We start from the raw sequence: 15,054 nt of genomic DNA, 5'->3' as shown, positions 1-15,054 counted from the left end.
CTGTCTGATTATCCTAATTGGTCAGAGTTTTTTGGTTATAAAAAGTTAATTTGAACTATACCAATTTTTACTCTTGACAAGTGAAAGAAACAAGTATATACTGTTTTTGCTGATTCTATAAAAGAGGAATTAGACTATACCAATTTTAAGGAGAAAGCACAGCTTGTCTGTGTCGTATATACTATGTGTGGAATTGTTGGTGTTGTTGGAAACACAAATGCAACTGATATTTTGATTCAAGGGCTTGAAAAGCTCGAATACCGTGGCTATGATTCTGCGGGAATTTTTGTTCTAGGTGGTGCTGAAAACCATCTAGTCAAGGCTGTTGGTCGTATAGCAGAATTGTCTGCCAAGACAGCTGGTGTTGAGGGAACAACTGGTATCGGACATACTCGTTGGGCAACTCATGGGAAACCAACGGAAGATAATGCTCACCCACACCGCTCTGAGACAGAACGTTTTGTTTTGGTGCACAATGGGGTGATTGAGAACTACCTTGAAATCAAGGAAGAATACCTTGCAGGTCACCACTTCAAAGGGCAAACAGATACGGAAATAGCCGTTCACTTGATTGGAAAATTTGCGGAAGAAGAAGGTCTCTCAGTTCTTGAAGCTTTCAAAAAAGCTCTTCATATCATACGTGGTTCTTATGCTTTTGCCTTGGTTGACTCACAAGATCCTGAAGTCATCTACGTAGCTAAAAATAAATCACCACTTTTGATTGGTCTTGGAGAAGGCTATAACATGGTCTGCTCAGATGCTATGGCTATGATTCGTGAGACCAACCAATACATGGAAATTCATGACCAAGAGTTGGTAATCGTCAAGGCTGATAGTGTGGAAGTTCAAGATTATGATGGCAACAGTCGTGAACGTGCTAGCTATACTGCGGAACTTGACTTGTCTGATATCGGTAAGGGAACTTATCCTTACTACATGCTTAAGGAAATCGATGAGCAACCAACGGTTATGCGTAAACTCATCCAAGCCTACACAGATGAGGCTGGTCAAGTTGTCGTAGACCCAGCTATCATCCAGGCTGTTCAAGACGCAGACCGTATCTACATCCTTGCAGCTGGGACATCTTACCACGCAGGATTTGCTTCTAAGAAAATGTTGGAAGAATTGACAGATACACCAGTTGAACTTGGAATCTCATCTGAGTGGGGCTACGGTATGCCACTTCTCAGCAAGAAACCACTCTTCATCTTTATCAGCCAATCTGGTGAAACAGCGGATAGTCGTCAGGTTTTGGTTAAGGCTAATGAAATGGGAATCCCAAGCTTGACAGTGACAAATGTCCCAGGTTCAACTCTTTCACGTGAAGCTAACAATACCATGCTTCTTCATGCAGGTCCTGAAATTGCCGTGGCATCAACTAAGGCTTATACAGCGCAAATCGCAGCCCTTGCCTTCCTTGCAAAAGCAGTCGGAGAAGCAAATGGCAATGCCAAAGCGCAAGCCTTTGACTTGGTTCATGAGTTGTCAATCGTAGCTCAGTCTATCGAATCAACTCTTTCAGAGAAAGAAACCATTGAAGCCAAGGTTCGTGAGCTTCTTGAAACAACTCGCAATGCTTTTTATATTGGGCGTGGTCAAGATTACTACGTAGCCATGGAAGCAAGTCTCAAACTCAAAGAAATTTCTTACATCCAGTGTGAAGGCTTTGCGGCAGGAGAGCTCAAGCACGGAACTATTGCCTTGATTGAAGAGGGAACGCCTGTCTTGGCTCTCTTGTCAGATCCAGTCCTCGCTAACCACACTCGTGGAAATATCCAAGAGGTGGCAGCTCGTGGTGCCAAAGTCCTCACTATCGCAGAAGAAAATGTTGCTAAAGAGACAGATGATATTGTCCTTACGACTGTACACCCTTACCTCTCACCAATTTCAATGGTCGTGCCAACGCAATTAGTCGCTTACTTTGCAACACTCCACCGTGGGCTTGATGTGGACAAACCACGTAACCTTGCTAAGTCAGTAACGGTAGAATAAGCTTAAAAAGTCTAGTTATCTAGGCTTTTTCTTGTGAGCAAATCGGTTGCTTGTACTCAAGATTCGAGTTAGAATAATTTTTCAAAATGAAGGACCGGAATAGACAAGGAGAATCACTGTGGTAGAATTGGGAATTTCAACATTTGGGGAAACAACGGAGCTTGAAGGGACTGGGAAAACTTACAGTCATGCCGAACGCATTCGTCAGTTGGTGGCAGAGATTGAGCTGGCTGACAAGGTTGGTTTGGATGTGTATGGGATTGGTGAGCACCATCGAGCGGATTTTGCGATATCTGCTCCAGAGATTGTTCTGGCAGCTGGGGCAGTCAATACCAAGAAAATCCGTTTGACCAGTGCAGTCAGCATTCTCTCAAGTATGGATCCGATTCGCTTGTTCCAACAGTATGCCACTATTGATGCTTTGTCTAATGGACGTGCGGAGATTATGGCCGGAAGGGGTTCTTTCACGGAATCTTTTCCCTTGTTTGGATATGATTTGAAAGACTACGAAGCCCTTTTTGATGAGAAATTAGACTTGCTCCAGTTAGTTAATGAAAAGACCAAGTTAGACTGGCAAGGTCGCTTGACCCAAACAATCTCTGGCAGAGAAGTTTATCCTCGTCCAGTTCAGGACAAATTGCCCTTGTGGATAGCGACAGGTGGTCATGTCGAATCAACAGTGAAGATTGCTCAGGCAGGCCTACCGATTGTCTATGCCATTATTGGTGGCAATCCTAGTTATTTTAAAAAGTTGATTCAGGCTTATCGTGAGATTGGGAGCGAAGCGGGTCATGCCAGTCATGAACTAAAGGTTGGAGCCCATTCTTGGAGCTGGATTGCTGAAGATGGCGAGCAGGCGGTGAAAGATTATTTTCATCCGACCAAGCAAGTGGTGGATGCTATTTCCAAAGACCGTCCACACTGGCAGGGATTGCGTTATGAGCAATATTTGGAGCAAGTTGGGCCAAATGGTGCTATGTTTGTGGGCAATCCAGATCAGGTAGCAGAAAAATTGATTCGCATGATTGAAGACTTAGGTTTGGACCGCTTTATGTTGCACTTACCTCTTGGTTCTATGCCTCATGATCAAGTTCTAAGAGCTATTAAACTTTTCGGAACGCAAGTGGCTCCAAAAGTTCGAGCTTACTTTGCCATGAAAGAGGCTTAATAAAAACTACTCAAATTTATTATGACGATAAATATTGTACAAAAATCAATCCCCCGAGCGTCAAGGCTTGGGGGATTTTTCTATAGGAGGGCTAGTTTAGTTCTCTTTTTTGTTTTTTAGTAAGAACCCGAGACCTAGAAGGGCAAGAATGCTGATTCCTGCAAACAGGAGTTTGTGATCGTTTTTGGTTCCTGTATTTGGAAGTTCAGCTTGTTTAGCTAGGGGTGCAGCTATATTTTCCTTGCTAGAGTTATCTACCGATTCGTTTTGAACAGCTTCACTTACAGATGATGCTTGTGCTTCTTGTGCTGGTTGTTCAGCTTGTGAATCAGCTGTAGCTTGGCTAGGTTTATTTTCTGCATCAGCTACTTTTGCATCTGGTTTTGCAGAATCAGGTTTAGTTTGTGGAGCTGGAGTTTGCTGTTCCGGTTTGACTACTCGGTTTGACATATTGTCTTGGATATTATATTGCCCTTGTTCTTGTTTTAAGCTAGAAAGGTCAAATTCTGGTTTTTCTTCCACAGCTGGGGCAACGATGGCACCGCCTTGAGAGATTCTAAGAACAGTAGCTGTAAGGGCATTTAATTTCAAGCCTTTTTCAGTCCATTCGAGTCCTTTCGGGTTGGCAATTCCTACTGGCCCTGCTTGGTTTTCATCTGCTAAAACTTCAGCATTTCTGAGGTGGGCAAAGGCAGTTCCCAAATTAAATTCGCGAGCTTTTTCGTCCGCATTGACAAAGACTGCGTAGATGTCTCCATTTGGAGCAGTGATTTGGTAGCCAATTACTACGTCCTCTTTTGCCACACCATTTTGGCCTGGGACAGTGATGAGGTGGACACGGTCTTTGATATCTTGGAGACTCTTAAGTCGGAAGGCATCTGTAGATTGACGAAGAGCAATCAACCCTTTCATATAGTCACGGCTCTTGACATTTTCAGGATATGCTTTTCCATCTGTAGCCTTAGTCCAGTCAAACTTGTTAATAGCATCACTCGAATCGTAAGAGTCATGGATGAAGTAAGGATAGTCAAATGGATTGCCGTCCTTATCACGCAACAAGTGAGATTTGTTTGGAACCTTATCCTCCGATACTGGAGTCTTGTAGGCTGGGTCACGGAATTGTTTAGTACGTCCGTATTCCTGACCAGAGTGGATAAACGGAGTTCCTTGAGATGTCAAGACCATGAGGTTTCCAAGTCGCAAACGACGGTGGATTTCAGCATAGTTCTCAGCCTTGCTTGGGTCTTTTTTGATAGACTGGGCGATGATGTCAAAGAGGGTCAAGTTATCATGGGCTGCGATGTATTGGATGACATCTCCAGGGCTGTCAGCTTCAAAGTTGGTTGGTTGAGCAATGATATTTTTGAAGATGGTGTTGATATCACGCTTGCCACCTGTGATAAAGGCAGGTTGACCTTCGTTTGGATAACCAGACTTGAGGTTGTTACGAATGTCATCTGAAAAGACAGCGACTGTATCGGTATGTTTCATCCAATCTTGGTCAGCAGCTTTAGTAGGCATGTTCTCATCACCTGCATAGGTTCTCCAACCTTCACCAAGCATGATTAAGTGTGGATTGAGGGCGCGTGCGGCCTTGTACGCTTCTTCAATAGAAGCTGCATCATGGTCTCCCATCATATCGAAGCGGAATCCATCCACTTTGTAGGTATCAACTAGATATTTGATAGAGTCAACTAGGAGTCGTTTGGTCATATGGTGGGTTGTCCCCAAGCGTCCACCACCAAAGCTAGTGCGAGGTGTCCCATCAGCATCCATAAAGTGGTAGTAGTTTGGCTCTAAATCTTCAAAGATATCGACCTTGGCTGTATGGTTATACACTACATCTAGGATAGCTCCCATACCACGTTTGTGGATCTCGTTGATGAGGTTTTTAAATTCTGCGATTCGTTTTTCTGGATTTTTAGGATCGCTTGAATACATACCAGTCAAGGAGAAGTAGTTTTGAGGATCATATCCCCAGTTATAGTTGCTGTTGCTTGAAGCATAGTCAGACAAGCGTTCATGGTTTTTCAATTCATTGACAAAGTAGTAAGACAAGACTGGAAGGAGCTGGATGTGGGTTACACCCAAGTCTTTGAGATAGTCTAGTTTTTCAATAAATGCTTCAAAGGTACCAAATGGTTTGGTTAAGTCTTTTGCAATGGCAGGATCTGAAGTAAAGTCACGCACATGAGCTTCGTAGATAACGGCATCTTCACGAGTCTTGAAATTGTGAATCTTACCATAAGTCAAGTCTTGAGGTCCGAGTTTGGCTGGATCTACAAAGGCGGCTTTAGCCACTTTATGGGCATCGTCAATCTTAGCATCGTCACTATTCCAAGCAGCGAGGGACTTAGCGTAAGGATCGAGTGCAAGAACAGTTTTACCTTGACGTTCGATTTGGTATTGATAATAGTATCCAGTGAAATCTGTGATTCCGAGTTTGTTTGTGCTATCTAGAGTTTGTTTCCAAGTTCCTCTTTCCCCTTTTTCAAGAGCGACAGTTCCAACCACTTTTTCAGGGTTATTCTTGTCGTAGACAACGACAGAAACCTTGTCAGCACTTGGTGACCAAAGGGTTAAATCAACTTGTTTTCCTTCTTCTTTTAGGTCAGCTCCAAGTTTGCCATCATAACTGTAAGTCTCATCTTTCAGACGCCAGCTTGTTTTGGTAGTGAATTGGTCAGCGTTGTAGCTCACGGTATAAGGATGTTTTGTGTCCGAGAAATCTCCACTGTAGGTCACTTTCTTACCAGCTTCATCGATTGCAACATCGGTGATAGCTACTTTATTTCCTAGGTGATTAGTGATGTTGGAGTGTTTGAGGATATCCTCTTTTTTAGCACCGACAAGTGTTGAAAAACTACTCTCAATGCTAGAAGTGCCTACGTGTTGGGCTCCTGTCATACGGATATCATGGACATAGTATGGATTTGTGTAAATCGATTCATCATCGTCTTTTAGGAAAATTTGGCTATGATTTTTTAAATCTGTGAACTTATAATCTTCTTTACGGATTTTCACATCGTCTCCTTGTTTGTTTCTGTCTAGTAATAAAAATCCAAGGTCTTTAGCTGCATCTTTGAGTGGAATATCGATATAGCGACCATATTTGCCTGTAGCCGTAAAATCTGTTCCGTTAGGCCATTCACCACTACTTGGATTTTTCACATCTCCCCAGTACCAGAGAGATTTCTTGTCATAGTTGCCATCTGTACGGTAGTAGTTGACGCGAATAGTTCCTGCAGGTTGTGGCTCGTAAGAGAAAACCTTGTGTTCTTGGTCCAACCAAGCCTCATTCATATTTGGTGCCAGTTTTTCTATCGATTTATCGCCGGTTAGATTTTTCCCAGCTGTATTATTGATGAGGAAGCTAATTTTCTTGGCTTGTTCTCCCTTTAATTTGACATCTAGGTAGTAGCCATAGTCATCTTTTTTGGCATCCTTAAAGGACAAGGCTCCGTTAGGCCAGTTTTCAGATGGTTTTTCAACATCGTCCCAAGTCCATAGTCCTTGAGCATCCTTGTTTTCTTCAGGAAGCTTTTTGACATGGATACGGAAGTAGTTGTCTTCTATTGGTTCTTCTGCCTTAGTTTCAGTCGTTACTGGACTCGTAGAAGTAGTTGGTTCACTTGAACGATCTTGTCCGGTTTGTGGGGCTGAATCGGCGGGAGTTGCAGCAGGAGTAGTTGGCTCTGTTGCAGGTTTTTCTTCTGTTTTCTTTAGGGAAGCGTTTGCACTATCGGGTGAAGAAAAATCGCTTTCGTTCTTGCCAGCGATGTTTGTTGCATCAGTAAGAGGTTGAGTAAGGGAGGTCGTATTTCTGTTGCTGGGTTCGTTAGTGGTTGGTGTATTTTCGTTTGCTGAGATAGTTGGTGTAGCCATGGCAAGCAGAATAAGGCTTGCTCCAATAAGGACAGAACCAGTTCCATTTTTGAGGGAACGGATGCTGTAGACCATTTTTTTCTCAGTTTGAGATGGTATTTTTCTCATAATGATTCTCCAATCAATAAATTTCTATCATCAGTATAGCACTTAGTAAAATAAGATGCAAGCGTTTTCCTAAAATTAAAATAAAAGAAAAAATCGCAACAAATTTTGTTACGATTAAGCCAGTATTTCTTATAGGAAAAGATTTTGTCAAAAAATTGTTAATCCCCTTGAAAAATCTAGCTAAATAGGGTATAATATGAGTAATCATTTGTCGTAGGTTTTGTCTGAAATATTGTCCAGACAAGGCTCACAGCAGTTAAATCTTCTGAAAAAGTCAGATTTAGCTGCTCTTTTTGTGCTTTTTTTCAGGATTTTTAGTACTTGTAACAAAGACTTAAAGATTCTGAAAATTTATCAAGAGGACACGGTGATAAGGGTTTTTAAAACCATATGACGATTAGAAAAGCCTGATTGACAAGGCTTGGAACTTATTTACAAAGGAGAATCATCTTGGCAGGACATGACGTTCAATACGGGAAACATCGTACCCGTCGTAGTTTTTCAAGAATCAAAGAAGTTCTTGACTTACCAAATTTGATTGAAATTCAAACTGACTCATTCAAAGATTTCCTAGACCACGGTCTGAAGGAAGTATTTGAAGATGTATTGCCAATTTCAAACTTCACAGACACAATGGAGTTGGAATTTGTTGGATATGAAATCAAGGAACCAAAATACACGCTAGAAGAAGCTCGTATCCACGATGCTAGCTATTCAGCACCAATTTTTGTAACCTTCCGCTTGATCAATAAAGAAACAGGCGAAATCAAGACCCAAGAAGTTTTCTTTGGTGATTTCCCAATCATGACAGAAATGGGTACTTTCATCATCAATGGTGGTGAACGTATTATCGTTTCGCAGTTGGTCCGCTCACCAGGTGTTTACTTTAACGATAAAGTTGATAAAAACGGTAAAGTGGGCTACGGTTCAACTGTTATCCCTAACCGTGGAGCTTGGTTGGAGCTTGAAAGCGACTCAAAAGACATCGCCTACACTCGTATTGACCGTACTCGTAAGATTCCATTTACAACCTTGGTTCGTGCCCTTGGTTTCTCAGGAGATGATGAAATCTTTGATATCTTCGGCGACAGCGAATTGGTTCGCAACACTGTTGAAAAAGATATCCACAAGAATCCAATGGACTCTCGTACAGACGAAGCCCTGAAAGAAATTTACGAACGCCTTCGTCCAGGTGAGCCTAAGACTGCTGAAAGCTCACGTAGCTTGCTTGTGGCTCGTTTCTTTGACCCACGCCGCTATGACTTGGCAGCAGTTGGTCGTTACAAAATCAATAAAAAACTCAATGTCAAAACACGCTTGCTCAACCAAACCATTGCGGAACCATTGGTAGACCCTGAAACTGGAGAAATTTTGGTAGAAGCTGGTACAATCATGACTCGTAGCGTGATTGAAAGCATTGAAAGCCATTTGGATGGCGACTTGAACAAGATTGTTTACATTCCAAATGATGCAGCGGTTGTGACTGAGCCAGTTGTTCTTCAAAAATTCAAGGTTGTTGCTCCAACTGATCCAGACCGCGTCGTAACTATTATTGGTAATGCCAATCCAGATGACAAGGTTCGTATCGTCACTCCTGCAGATATCCTTGCTGAAATGAGCTACTTCCTCAATTTGGCTGAAGGACTTGGTCGTGTAGATGATATCGACCACCTTGGAAACCGTCGTATCCGTGCGGTAGGTGAATTGCTTGCTAACCAAGTACGTCTTGGACTTTCTCGTATGGAACGTAATGTCCGTGAACGGATGTCTGTCCAGGACAACGAAGTCTTGACACCACAACAAATTATCAATATCCGTCCTGTAACAGCTGCGGTTAAAGAATTCTTTGGTTCATCACAGTTGTCACAGTTCATGGACCAACACAACCCACTTTCTGAGTTGTCTCACAAACGCCGTTTGTCAGCCTTGGGGCCTGGTGGTTTGACACGTGACCGTGCTGGATATGAAGTACGTGACGTGCACTACACTCACTACGGTCGTATGTGTCCAATCGAGACACCTGAAGGACCTAACATCGGTTTGATCAATAACTTGTCATCTTACGGACACTTGAACAAATATGGTTTTGTTCAAACACCATACCGTAAAGTTGACCGTGAAACAGGTGTTGTTACGAACGAAATCGTTTGGTTGACAGCCGATGAAGAAGATGAATTTACTGTAGCACAGGCTAATTCTCGTCTGAATGAAGATGGAACATTTGCTGAGAAAGTTGTCATGGGACGTCACCAAGGGGTCAACCAAGAGTATCCAGCGAATGTTGTTGACTACATGGACGTATCACCAAAACAGGTAGTTGCCGTTGCGACAGCATGTATTCCTTTCTTGGAAAACGATGACTCCAACCGTGCCCTCATGGGAGCCAACATGCAACGTCAGGCTGTACCATTGATTAATCCTAAAGCACCTTACGTTGGTACTGGTATGGAATACCAAGCAGCCCACGATTCAGGAGCGGCTGTGATTGCTCAGTATGACGGTAAAGTTACCTATGCAGATGCTGACAAGGTAGAAGTTCGTCGTGAAGATGGTTCATTGGACGTTTACCACATCCAAAAATTCCGTCGTTCGAACTCAGGTACTGCTTATAACCAACGCACTCTCGTAAAAGTTGGTGATGCCGTTGAGAAAGGCGATTTCATCGCTGACGGACCTTCTATGGAAAATGGAGAAATGGCGCTTGGACAAAACCCAATCGTTGCCTACATGACTTGGGAAGGTTACAACTTCGAGGATGCCGTTATCATGAGCGAACGCTTGGTGAAAGACGATGTCTACACATCTGTCCACCTTGAAGAATACGAATCAGAAACACGCGATACAAAGCTTGGGCCTGAAGAAATTACTCGTGAAATTCCAAACGTTGGGGAAGATGCCCTTAAAGATCTTGACGAAATGGGTATTATCCGTATCGGTGCTGAGGTTAAAGAAGGGGATATCCTTGTAGGTAAAGTAACACCTAAGGGTGAGAAAGACCTTTCAGCTGAAGAACGGCTCTTGCACGCTATCTTCGGAGATAAATCTCGTGAAGTACGTGACACTTCTCTTCGTGTACCACACGGAGCTGATGGTGTGGTTCGTGATGTTAAGATCTTTACACGTGCAAATGGAGATGAATTGCAATCAGGTGTCAACATGCTGGTTCGCGTCTACATCGCTCAAAAACGTAAGATCAAGGTCGGAGATAAGATGGCCGGACGTCACGGAAATAAAGGGGTTGTCTCTCGTATCGTTCCTGTAGAAGATATGCCTTACCTTCCAGATGGAACTCCAGTCGATATCATGTTGAACCCACTTGGGGTGCCATCACGTATGAATATCGGTCAGGTTATGGAACTCCACCTTGGGATGGCAGCTCGTACTCTTGGTATTCACATCGCAACACCAGTCTTTGACGGAGCAAGTTCTGAAGATCTTTGGTCAACTGTTAAAGAAGCTGGTATGGATAGCGATGCCAAAACAATCCTTTACGATGGACGTACAGGTGAACCATTTGATAACCGTGTTTCTGTCGGAGTCATGTACATGATCAAACTCCACCACATGGTTGATGATAAATTGCACGCGCGTTCAGTCGGACCTTACTCAACCGTTACTCAACAACCACTTGGAGGTAAAGCTCAGTTTGGTGGACAACGTTTCGGTGAGATGGAGGTTTGGGCTCTTGAAGCCTACGGTGCATCAAATGTCCTTCAAGAAATCTTGACTTACAAGTCTGACGATATCAACGGACGTTTGAAAGCTTATGAAGCTATTACAAAAGGAAAACCAATTCCAAAACCAGGTGTTCCAGAATCCTTCCGAGTTCTTGTCAAAGAATTGCAATCTCTTGGTCTTGACATGCGAGTCCTTGACGAAGATGATCAAGAAGTGGAACTTCGTGACTTGGATGAAGGAATGGACGAAGATGTCATCCACGTAGATGACCTTGAAAAAGCCCGCGAAAAAGCAGCACAAGAGGCTAAAGCAGCCTTTGAAGCTGAAGAAGCTGAGAAAGCAACAAAAGCGGAAGCAACAGAAGAAACTGCTGAATAAGAATAAGCAGTTCACTTAGAATAGAAAGGGAAGAAATAGTGGTTGATGTAAATCGTTTTAAAAGTATGCAAATCACCCTAGCTTCTCCAAGCAAAGTCCGTTCATGGTCTTATGGAGAAGTCAAAAAACCTGAAACAATCAATTACCGTACCTTGAAACCAGAACGTGAAGGACTATTTGATGAAGTTATCTTTGGTCCTACAAAAGACTGGGAATGTGCTTGTGGTAAGTACAAACGCATTCGTTACAGAGGAATTGTTTGTGACCGTTGTGGGGTTGAAGTAACGCGTACAAAAGTTCGTCGTGAGCGTATGGGGCACATTGAGTTGAAAGCTCCTGTATCTCACATCTGGTACTTCAAGGGGATTCCAAGCCGTATGGGCTTGACCCTTGATATGAGCCCTCGTGCCCTCGAGGAAGTTATCTACTTTGCAGCTTATGTGGTGATTGATCCTAAGGATACACCACTTGAGCACAAGTCTATCATGACAGAGCGCGAATACCGTGAGCGCTTGCGTGAGTATGGTTATGGATCATTCGTTGCCAAGATGGGTGCCGAAGCTATCCAAGACCTTCTAAAACAAGTAGATCTTGAAAAAGAAATTGCTGAACTCAAAGAAGAGTTGAAAACAGCTACTGGACAAAAACGTGTCAAAGCTATCCGTCGTTTGGATGTTTTGGATGCCTTTTACAAGTCTGGAAACAAACCTGAATGGATGATTCTCAACATCCTTCCGGTTATTCCACCAGATCTTCGTCCAATGTTGCAGTTGGATGGTGGCCGTTTTGCCTCATCTGACTTGAATGACCTTTACCGCCGTGTTATCAACCGTAACAACCGTTTGGCTCGTTTGCTTGAGTTGAATGCACCAGGTATTATTGTTCAAAATGAGAAGCGTATGCTTCAAGAAGCGGTTGACGCTTTGATTGACAATGGTCGTCGTGGTCGTCCAATCACAGGACCAGGTAGCCGTCCATTGAAATCATTGAGCCATATGCTTAAAGGTAAACAAGGACGCTTCCGTCAAAACTTGCTCGGTAAACGTGTTGACTTCTCAGGACGTTCCGTTATCGCCGTTGGTCCAACGCTTAAGATGTACCAATGTGGTGTGCCACGTGAAATGGCGATTGAGCTCTTTAAACCATTCGTTATGCGAGAAATCGTTGCACGTGATATCGTGCAAAACGTCAAAGCGGCTAAACGCTTGGTGGAACGTGGAGACGAGCGTATCTGGGATATCCTTGAAGAAGTAATCAAAGAACACCCAGTACTTCTTAACCGCGCACCGACCCTTCACCGTTTGGGTATCCAAGCCTTCGAGCCAGTCTTGATTGATGGTAAGGCCCTTCGCTTGCACCCACTTGTCTGTGAAGCCTACAATGCCGACTTTGACGGGGACCAAATGGCCATCCACGTACCGCTTTCAGAAGAAGCCCAAGCAGAAGCTCGTATCCTCATGCTCGCTGCTGAGCACATCTTGAACCCGAAAGATGGTAAACCAGTTGTTACCCCATCTCAGGATATGGTTTTGGGTAACTACTACTTGACTATGGAAGAAGCTGGCCGTGAAGGTGAAGGAATGGTCTTCAAAGACCGTGACGAAGCCGTTATGGCTTACCGTAATGGTTATGTTCACCTCCACTCACGTGTTGGTATCGCAACAGACAGCCTCAACAAACCATGGACAGAAGAGCAAAGACACAAGGTCTTGCTTACAACAGTTGGTAAAATCCTCTTCAACGACATCATGCCAGAGGGTCTACCATACTTGCAAGAACCAAACAATGCCAACTTGACAGAAGGCGTTCCAGCTAAATACTTCTTGCCACTTGGTGGAGATATCAAGGAAGCAATCAGCAAACTTGAACTCAACCCTCCATTCAAGAAGAAAAACCTTGGAAATATCATCGCTGAAATCTTCAAACGTTTCCGTACAACAGAAACTTCTGCTCTACTTGACCGTATGAAGAACCTCGGTTACCACCACTCAACTCTTGCAGGATTGACAGTTGGTATTGCCGATATCCCAGTCGTTGATGACAAGGCTGAAATCATTGAAGAATCACACAAACGTGTAGAACAAATCACAAAACAGTTCCGTCGTGGTATGATCACAGACGACGAGCGTTACAATGCTGTTACAGCTGAATGGCGTGCTGCCCGTGAGAAACTAGAGAAACGTTTGATTGCCAACCAAGATCCTAAGAACCCAATCGTTATGATGATGGACTCTGGAGCCCGTGGTAATATCTCAAACTTCTCACAGCTTGCCGGTATGCGTGGTCTGATGGCTGCTCCTAACGGACGTATCATGGAATTGCCAATCCTTTCAAACTTCCGCGAAGGTTTGTCAGTACTCGAAATGTTCTTCTCAACTCACGGTGCCCGTAAAGGTATGACCGATACGGCCCTTAAGACAGCTGACTCAGGTTACTTGACTCGTCGTTTGGTTGACGTTGCCCAAGACGTTATCATCCGTGAGGACGACTGTGGAACAGACCGTGGTCTCTTGATCCGTTCTATCGCAGAAGGAAAAGAGATGATCGAGTCTCTTGAAGAACGTCTCAATGGTCGTTACACTAAGAAAACCGTTAAACATCCAGAAACTGGTGCAGTGATTATCGGTTCAAATGAGTTGATTACAGAAGACAAGGCGCGTGAAATTGTTAATGCTGGTGTGGAAGAAGTGACTATCCGCTCTGTATTTACATGTAACACTCGTCATGGTGTCTGTCGTCACTGTTACGGTATCAACTTGGCGACTGGTGATGCGGTTGAAGTTGGTGAAGCAGTTGGTACAATCGCTGCCCAATCTATCGGGGAACCTGGTACACAGCTTACAATGCGTACCTTCCACACGGGTGGGGTTGCCTCAAATACCGATATCACTCAGGGTCTTCCTCGTGTCCAAGAAATCTTTGAAGCCCGCAATCCTAAAGGGGAAGCGGTTATCACAGAGGTTAAAGGACAAGTTACTGCTATCGAAGAAGATGCATCAACTCGTACTAAGAAAGTCTTTGTTAAGGGTGAAACTGGCGAAGGTGAATACGTCGTTCCATTTACAGCTCGTATGCGTGTTGAAGTTGGAGACCAAGTAGCGCGTGGTGCTGCTCTTACAGAAGGTTCTATCCAACCAAAACGTCTCCTTGCAGTTCGTGATGTCTTGTCAGTTGAAACTTACCTTCTCGGTGAAGTACAAAAAGTTTACCGTAGCCAAGGGGTAGAAATCGGTGACAAACATATCGAGGTAATGGTTCGTCAAATGATCCGTAAAGTCCGTGTCATGGATCCAGGTGACACAGATCTTCTCATGGGTACCCTCATGGATATCAATGACTTTACAGATGCCAACAAAGATGTCCTTATTGCAGGTGGAGTTCCAGCGACAGGTCGCCCAGTTCTTATGGGAATTACCAAAGCCTCACTTGAAACAAATAGTTTCTTGTCAGCGGCTTCCTTCCAGGAAACAACTCGTGTCCTTACTGATGCGGCTATCCGTGGTAAGAAAGACCATCTCCTTGGACTTAAGGAAAATGTTATCATCGGTAAGATCATCCCAGCTGGTACTGGTATGGCCCGTTACCGTAACCTTGAACCACATGCTATCAACGAAGAAGAATACCTTAATCCTCCAGTAGAGGAAGAAGGGGATGAAGAAATAACAGAAGTAGTTGTGGATACTGCCGTTGAAACTGTGGAAGAAACAGTAGAATAAAAGAGAATGAGAGAGCCTTCGGGTTCTCTTTCTCTTTTCTGAAAACTTTCTCCATTTTTCCATGAAATGTGGTAAAATAATACTCAATGAAAATCAAAGAGCAAACTAGGAAACTAGCCGTAGGTTGCT

At 43.6% G+C, this 15,054-nt stretch carries 5 protein-coding genes; 4 read left to right on the top strand and 1 reads right to left on the bottom strand.

The genetic code is table 11. The annotated features are described in order from the left end of the window. Window positions 1-183 precede the first annotated feature (183 nt). Together glmS and SM12261_RS08365 are read left to right on the top strand one after the other, a co-directional pair. Window positions 184-1,992: a glutamine--fructose-6-phosphate transaminase (isomerizing) gene (glmS, locus tag SM12261_RS08370; RefSeq protein ID WP_000334287.1), complete on the top strand. Its 1,809-nt coding sequence runs from the start codon at window positions 184-186 to the stop codon at window positions 1,990-1,992. Between the two features lie 118 nt (window positions 1,993-2,110). Then, a complete protein-coding gene (locus tag SM12261_RS08365; protein WP_000229793.1) occupies window positions 2,111-3,160 on the top strand; it encodes an LLM class flavin-dependent oxidoreductase in 1,050 nt (349 codons plus the stop codon). Window positions 3,161-3,256: 96 nt separating this feature from the next. On the opposite strand, the gene SM12261_RS08360 is transcribed toward SM12261_RS08365, so the two are convergent. Further along, entirely contained in the window at window positions 3,257-7,153 is a 3,897-nt protein-coding gene (locus tag SM12261_RS08360; RefSeq protein ID WP_001226813.1) for a pullulanase, read from the bottom strand. Window positions 7,154-7,603: 450 nt separating this feature from the next. Between SM12261_RS08360 and rpoB the strand changes: the two genes are divergently transcribed. Continuing rightward, window positions 7,604-11,209 carry a DNA-directed RNA polymerase subunit beta gene (gene rpoB, locus SM12261_RS08355; protein ID WP_000907164.1) on the top strand — a complete coding sequence of 1,202 codons (3,606 nt, stop codon included), beginning with the start codon at window positions 7,604-7,606 and terminating at the stop codon, window positions 11,207-11,209. Between the two features lie 38 nt (window positions 11,210-11,247). Then, window positions 11,248-14,925 (top strand): DNA-directed RNA polymerase subunit beta', encoded by a 3,678-nt coding sequence (gene rpoC / locus SM12261_RS08350; protein ID WP_000228758.1) that lies wholly within the window; start codon window positions 11,248-11,250, stop codon window positions 14,923-14,925. Window positions 14,926-15,054 lie beyond the last annotated feature (129 nt).

It is taken from the genome of Streptococcus mitis NCTC 12261, assembly GCF_000148585.2.
GTDB lineage: Bacteria > Bacillota > Bacilli > Lactobacillales > Streptococcaceae > Streptococcus > Streptococcus mitis.
This window is presented reverse-complemented; position numbering and strand designations above follow the sequence as displayed.

Excerpts from the sequence above, each read along its gene's own strand:
- glmS (WP_000334287.1), top strand. The coding sequence starts at position 184 with ATGTGTGGAATTGTTGGTGTTGTTGGAAACACAAATGCAACTGATATT.
- SM12261_RS08360 (WP_001226813.1), bottom strand. The coding sequence starts at position 7,153 with ATGAGAAAAATACCATCTCAAACTGAGAAAAAAATGGTCTACAGCATC.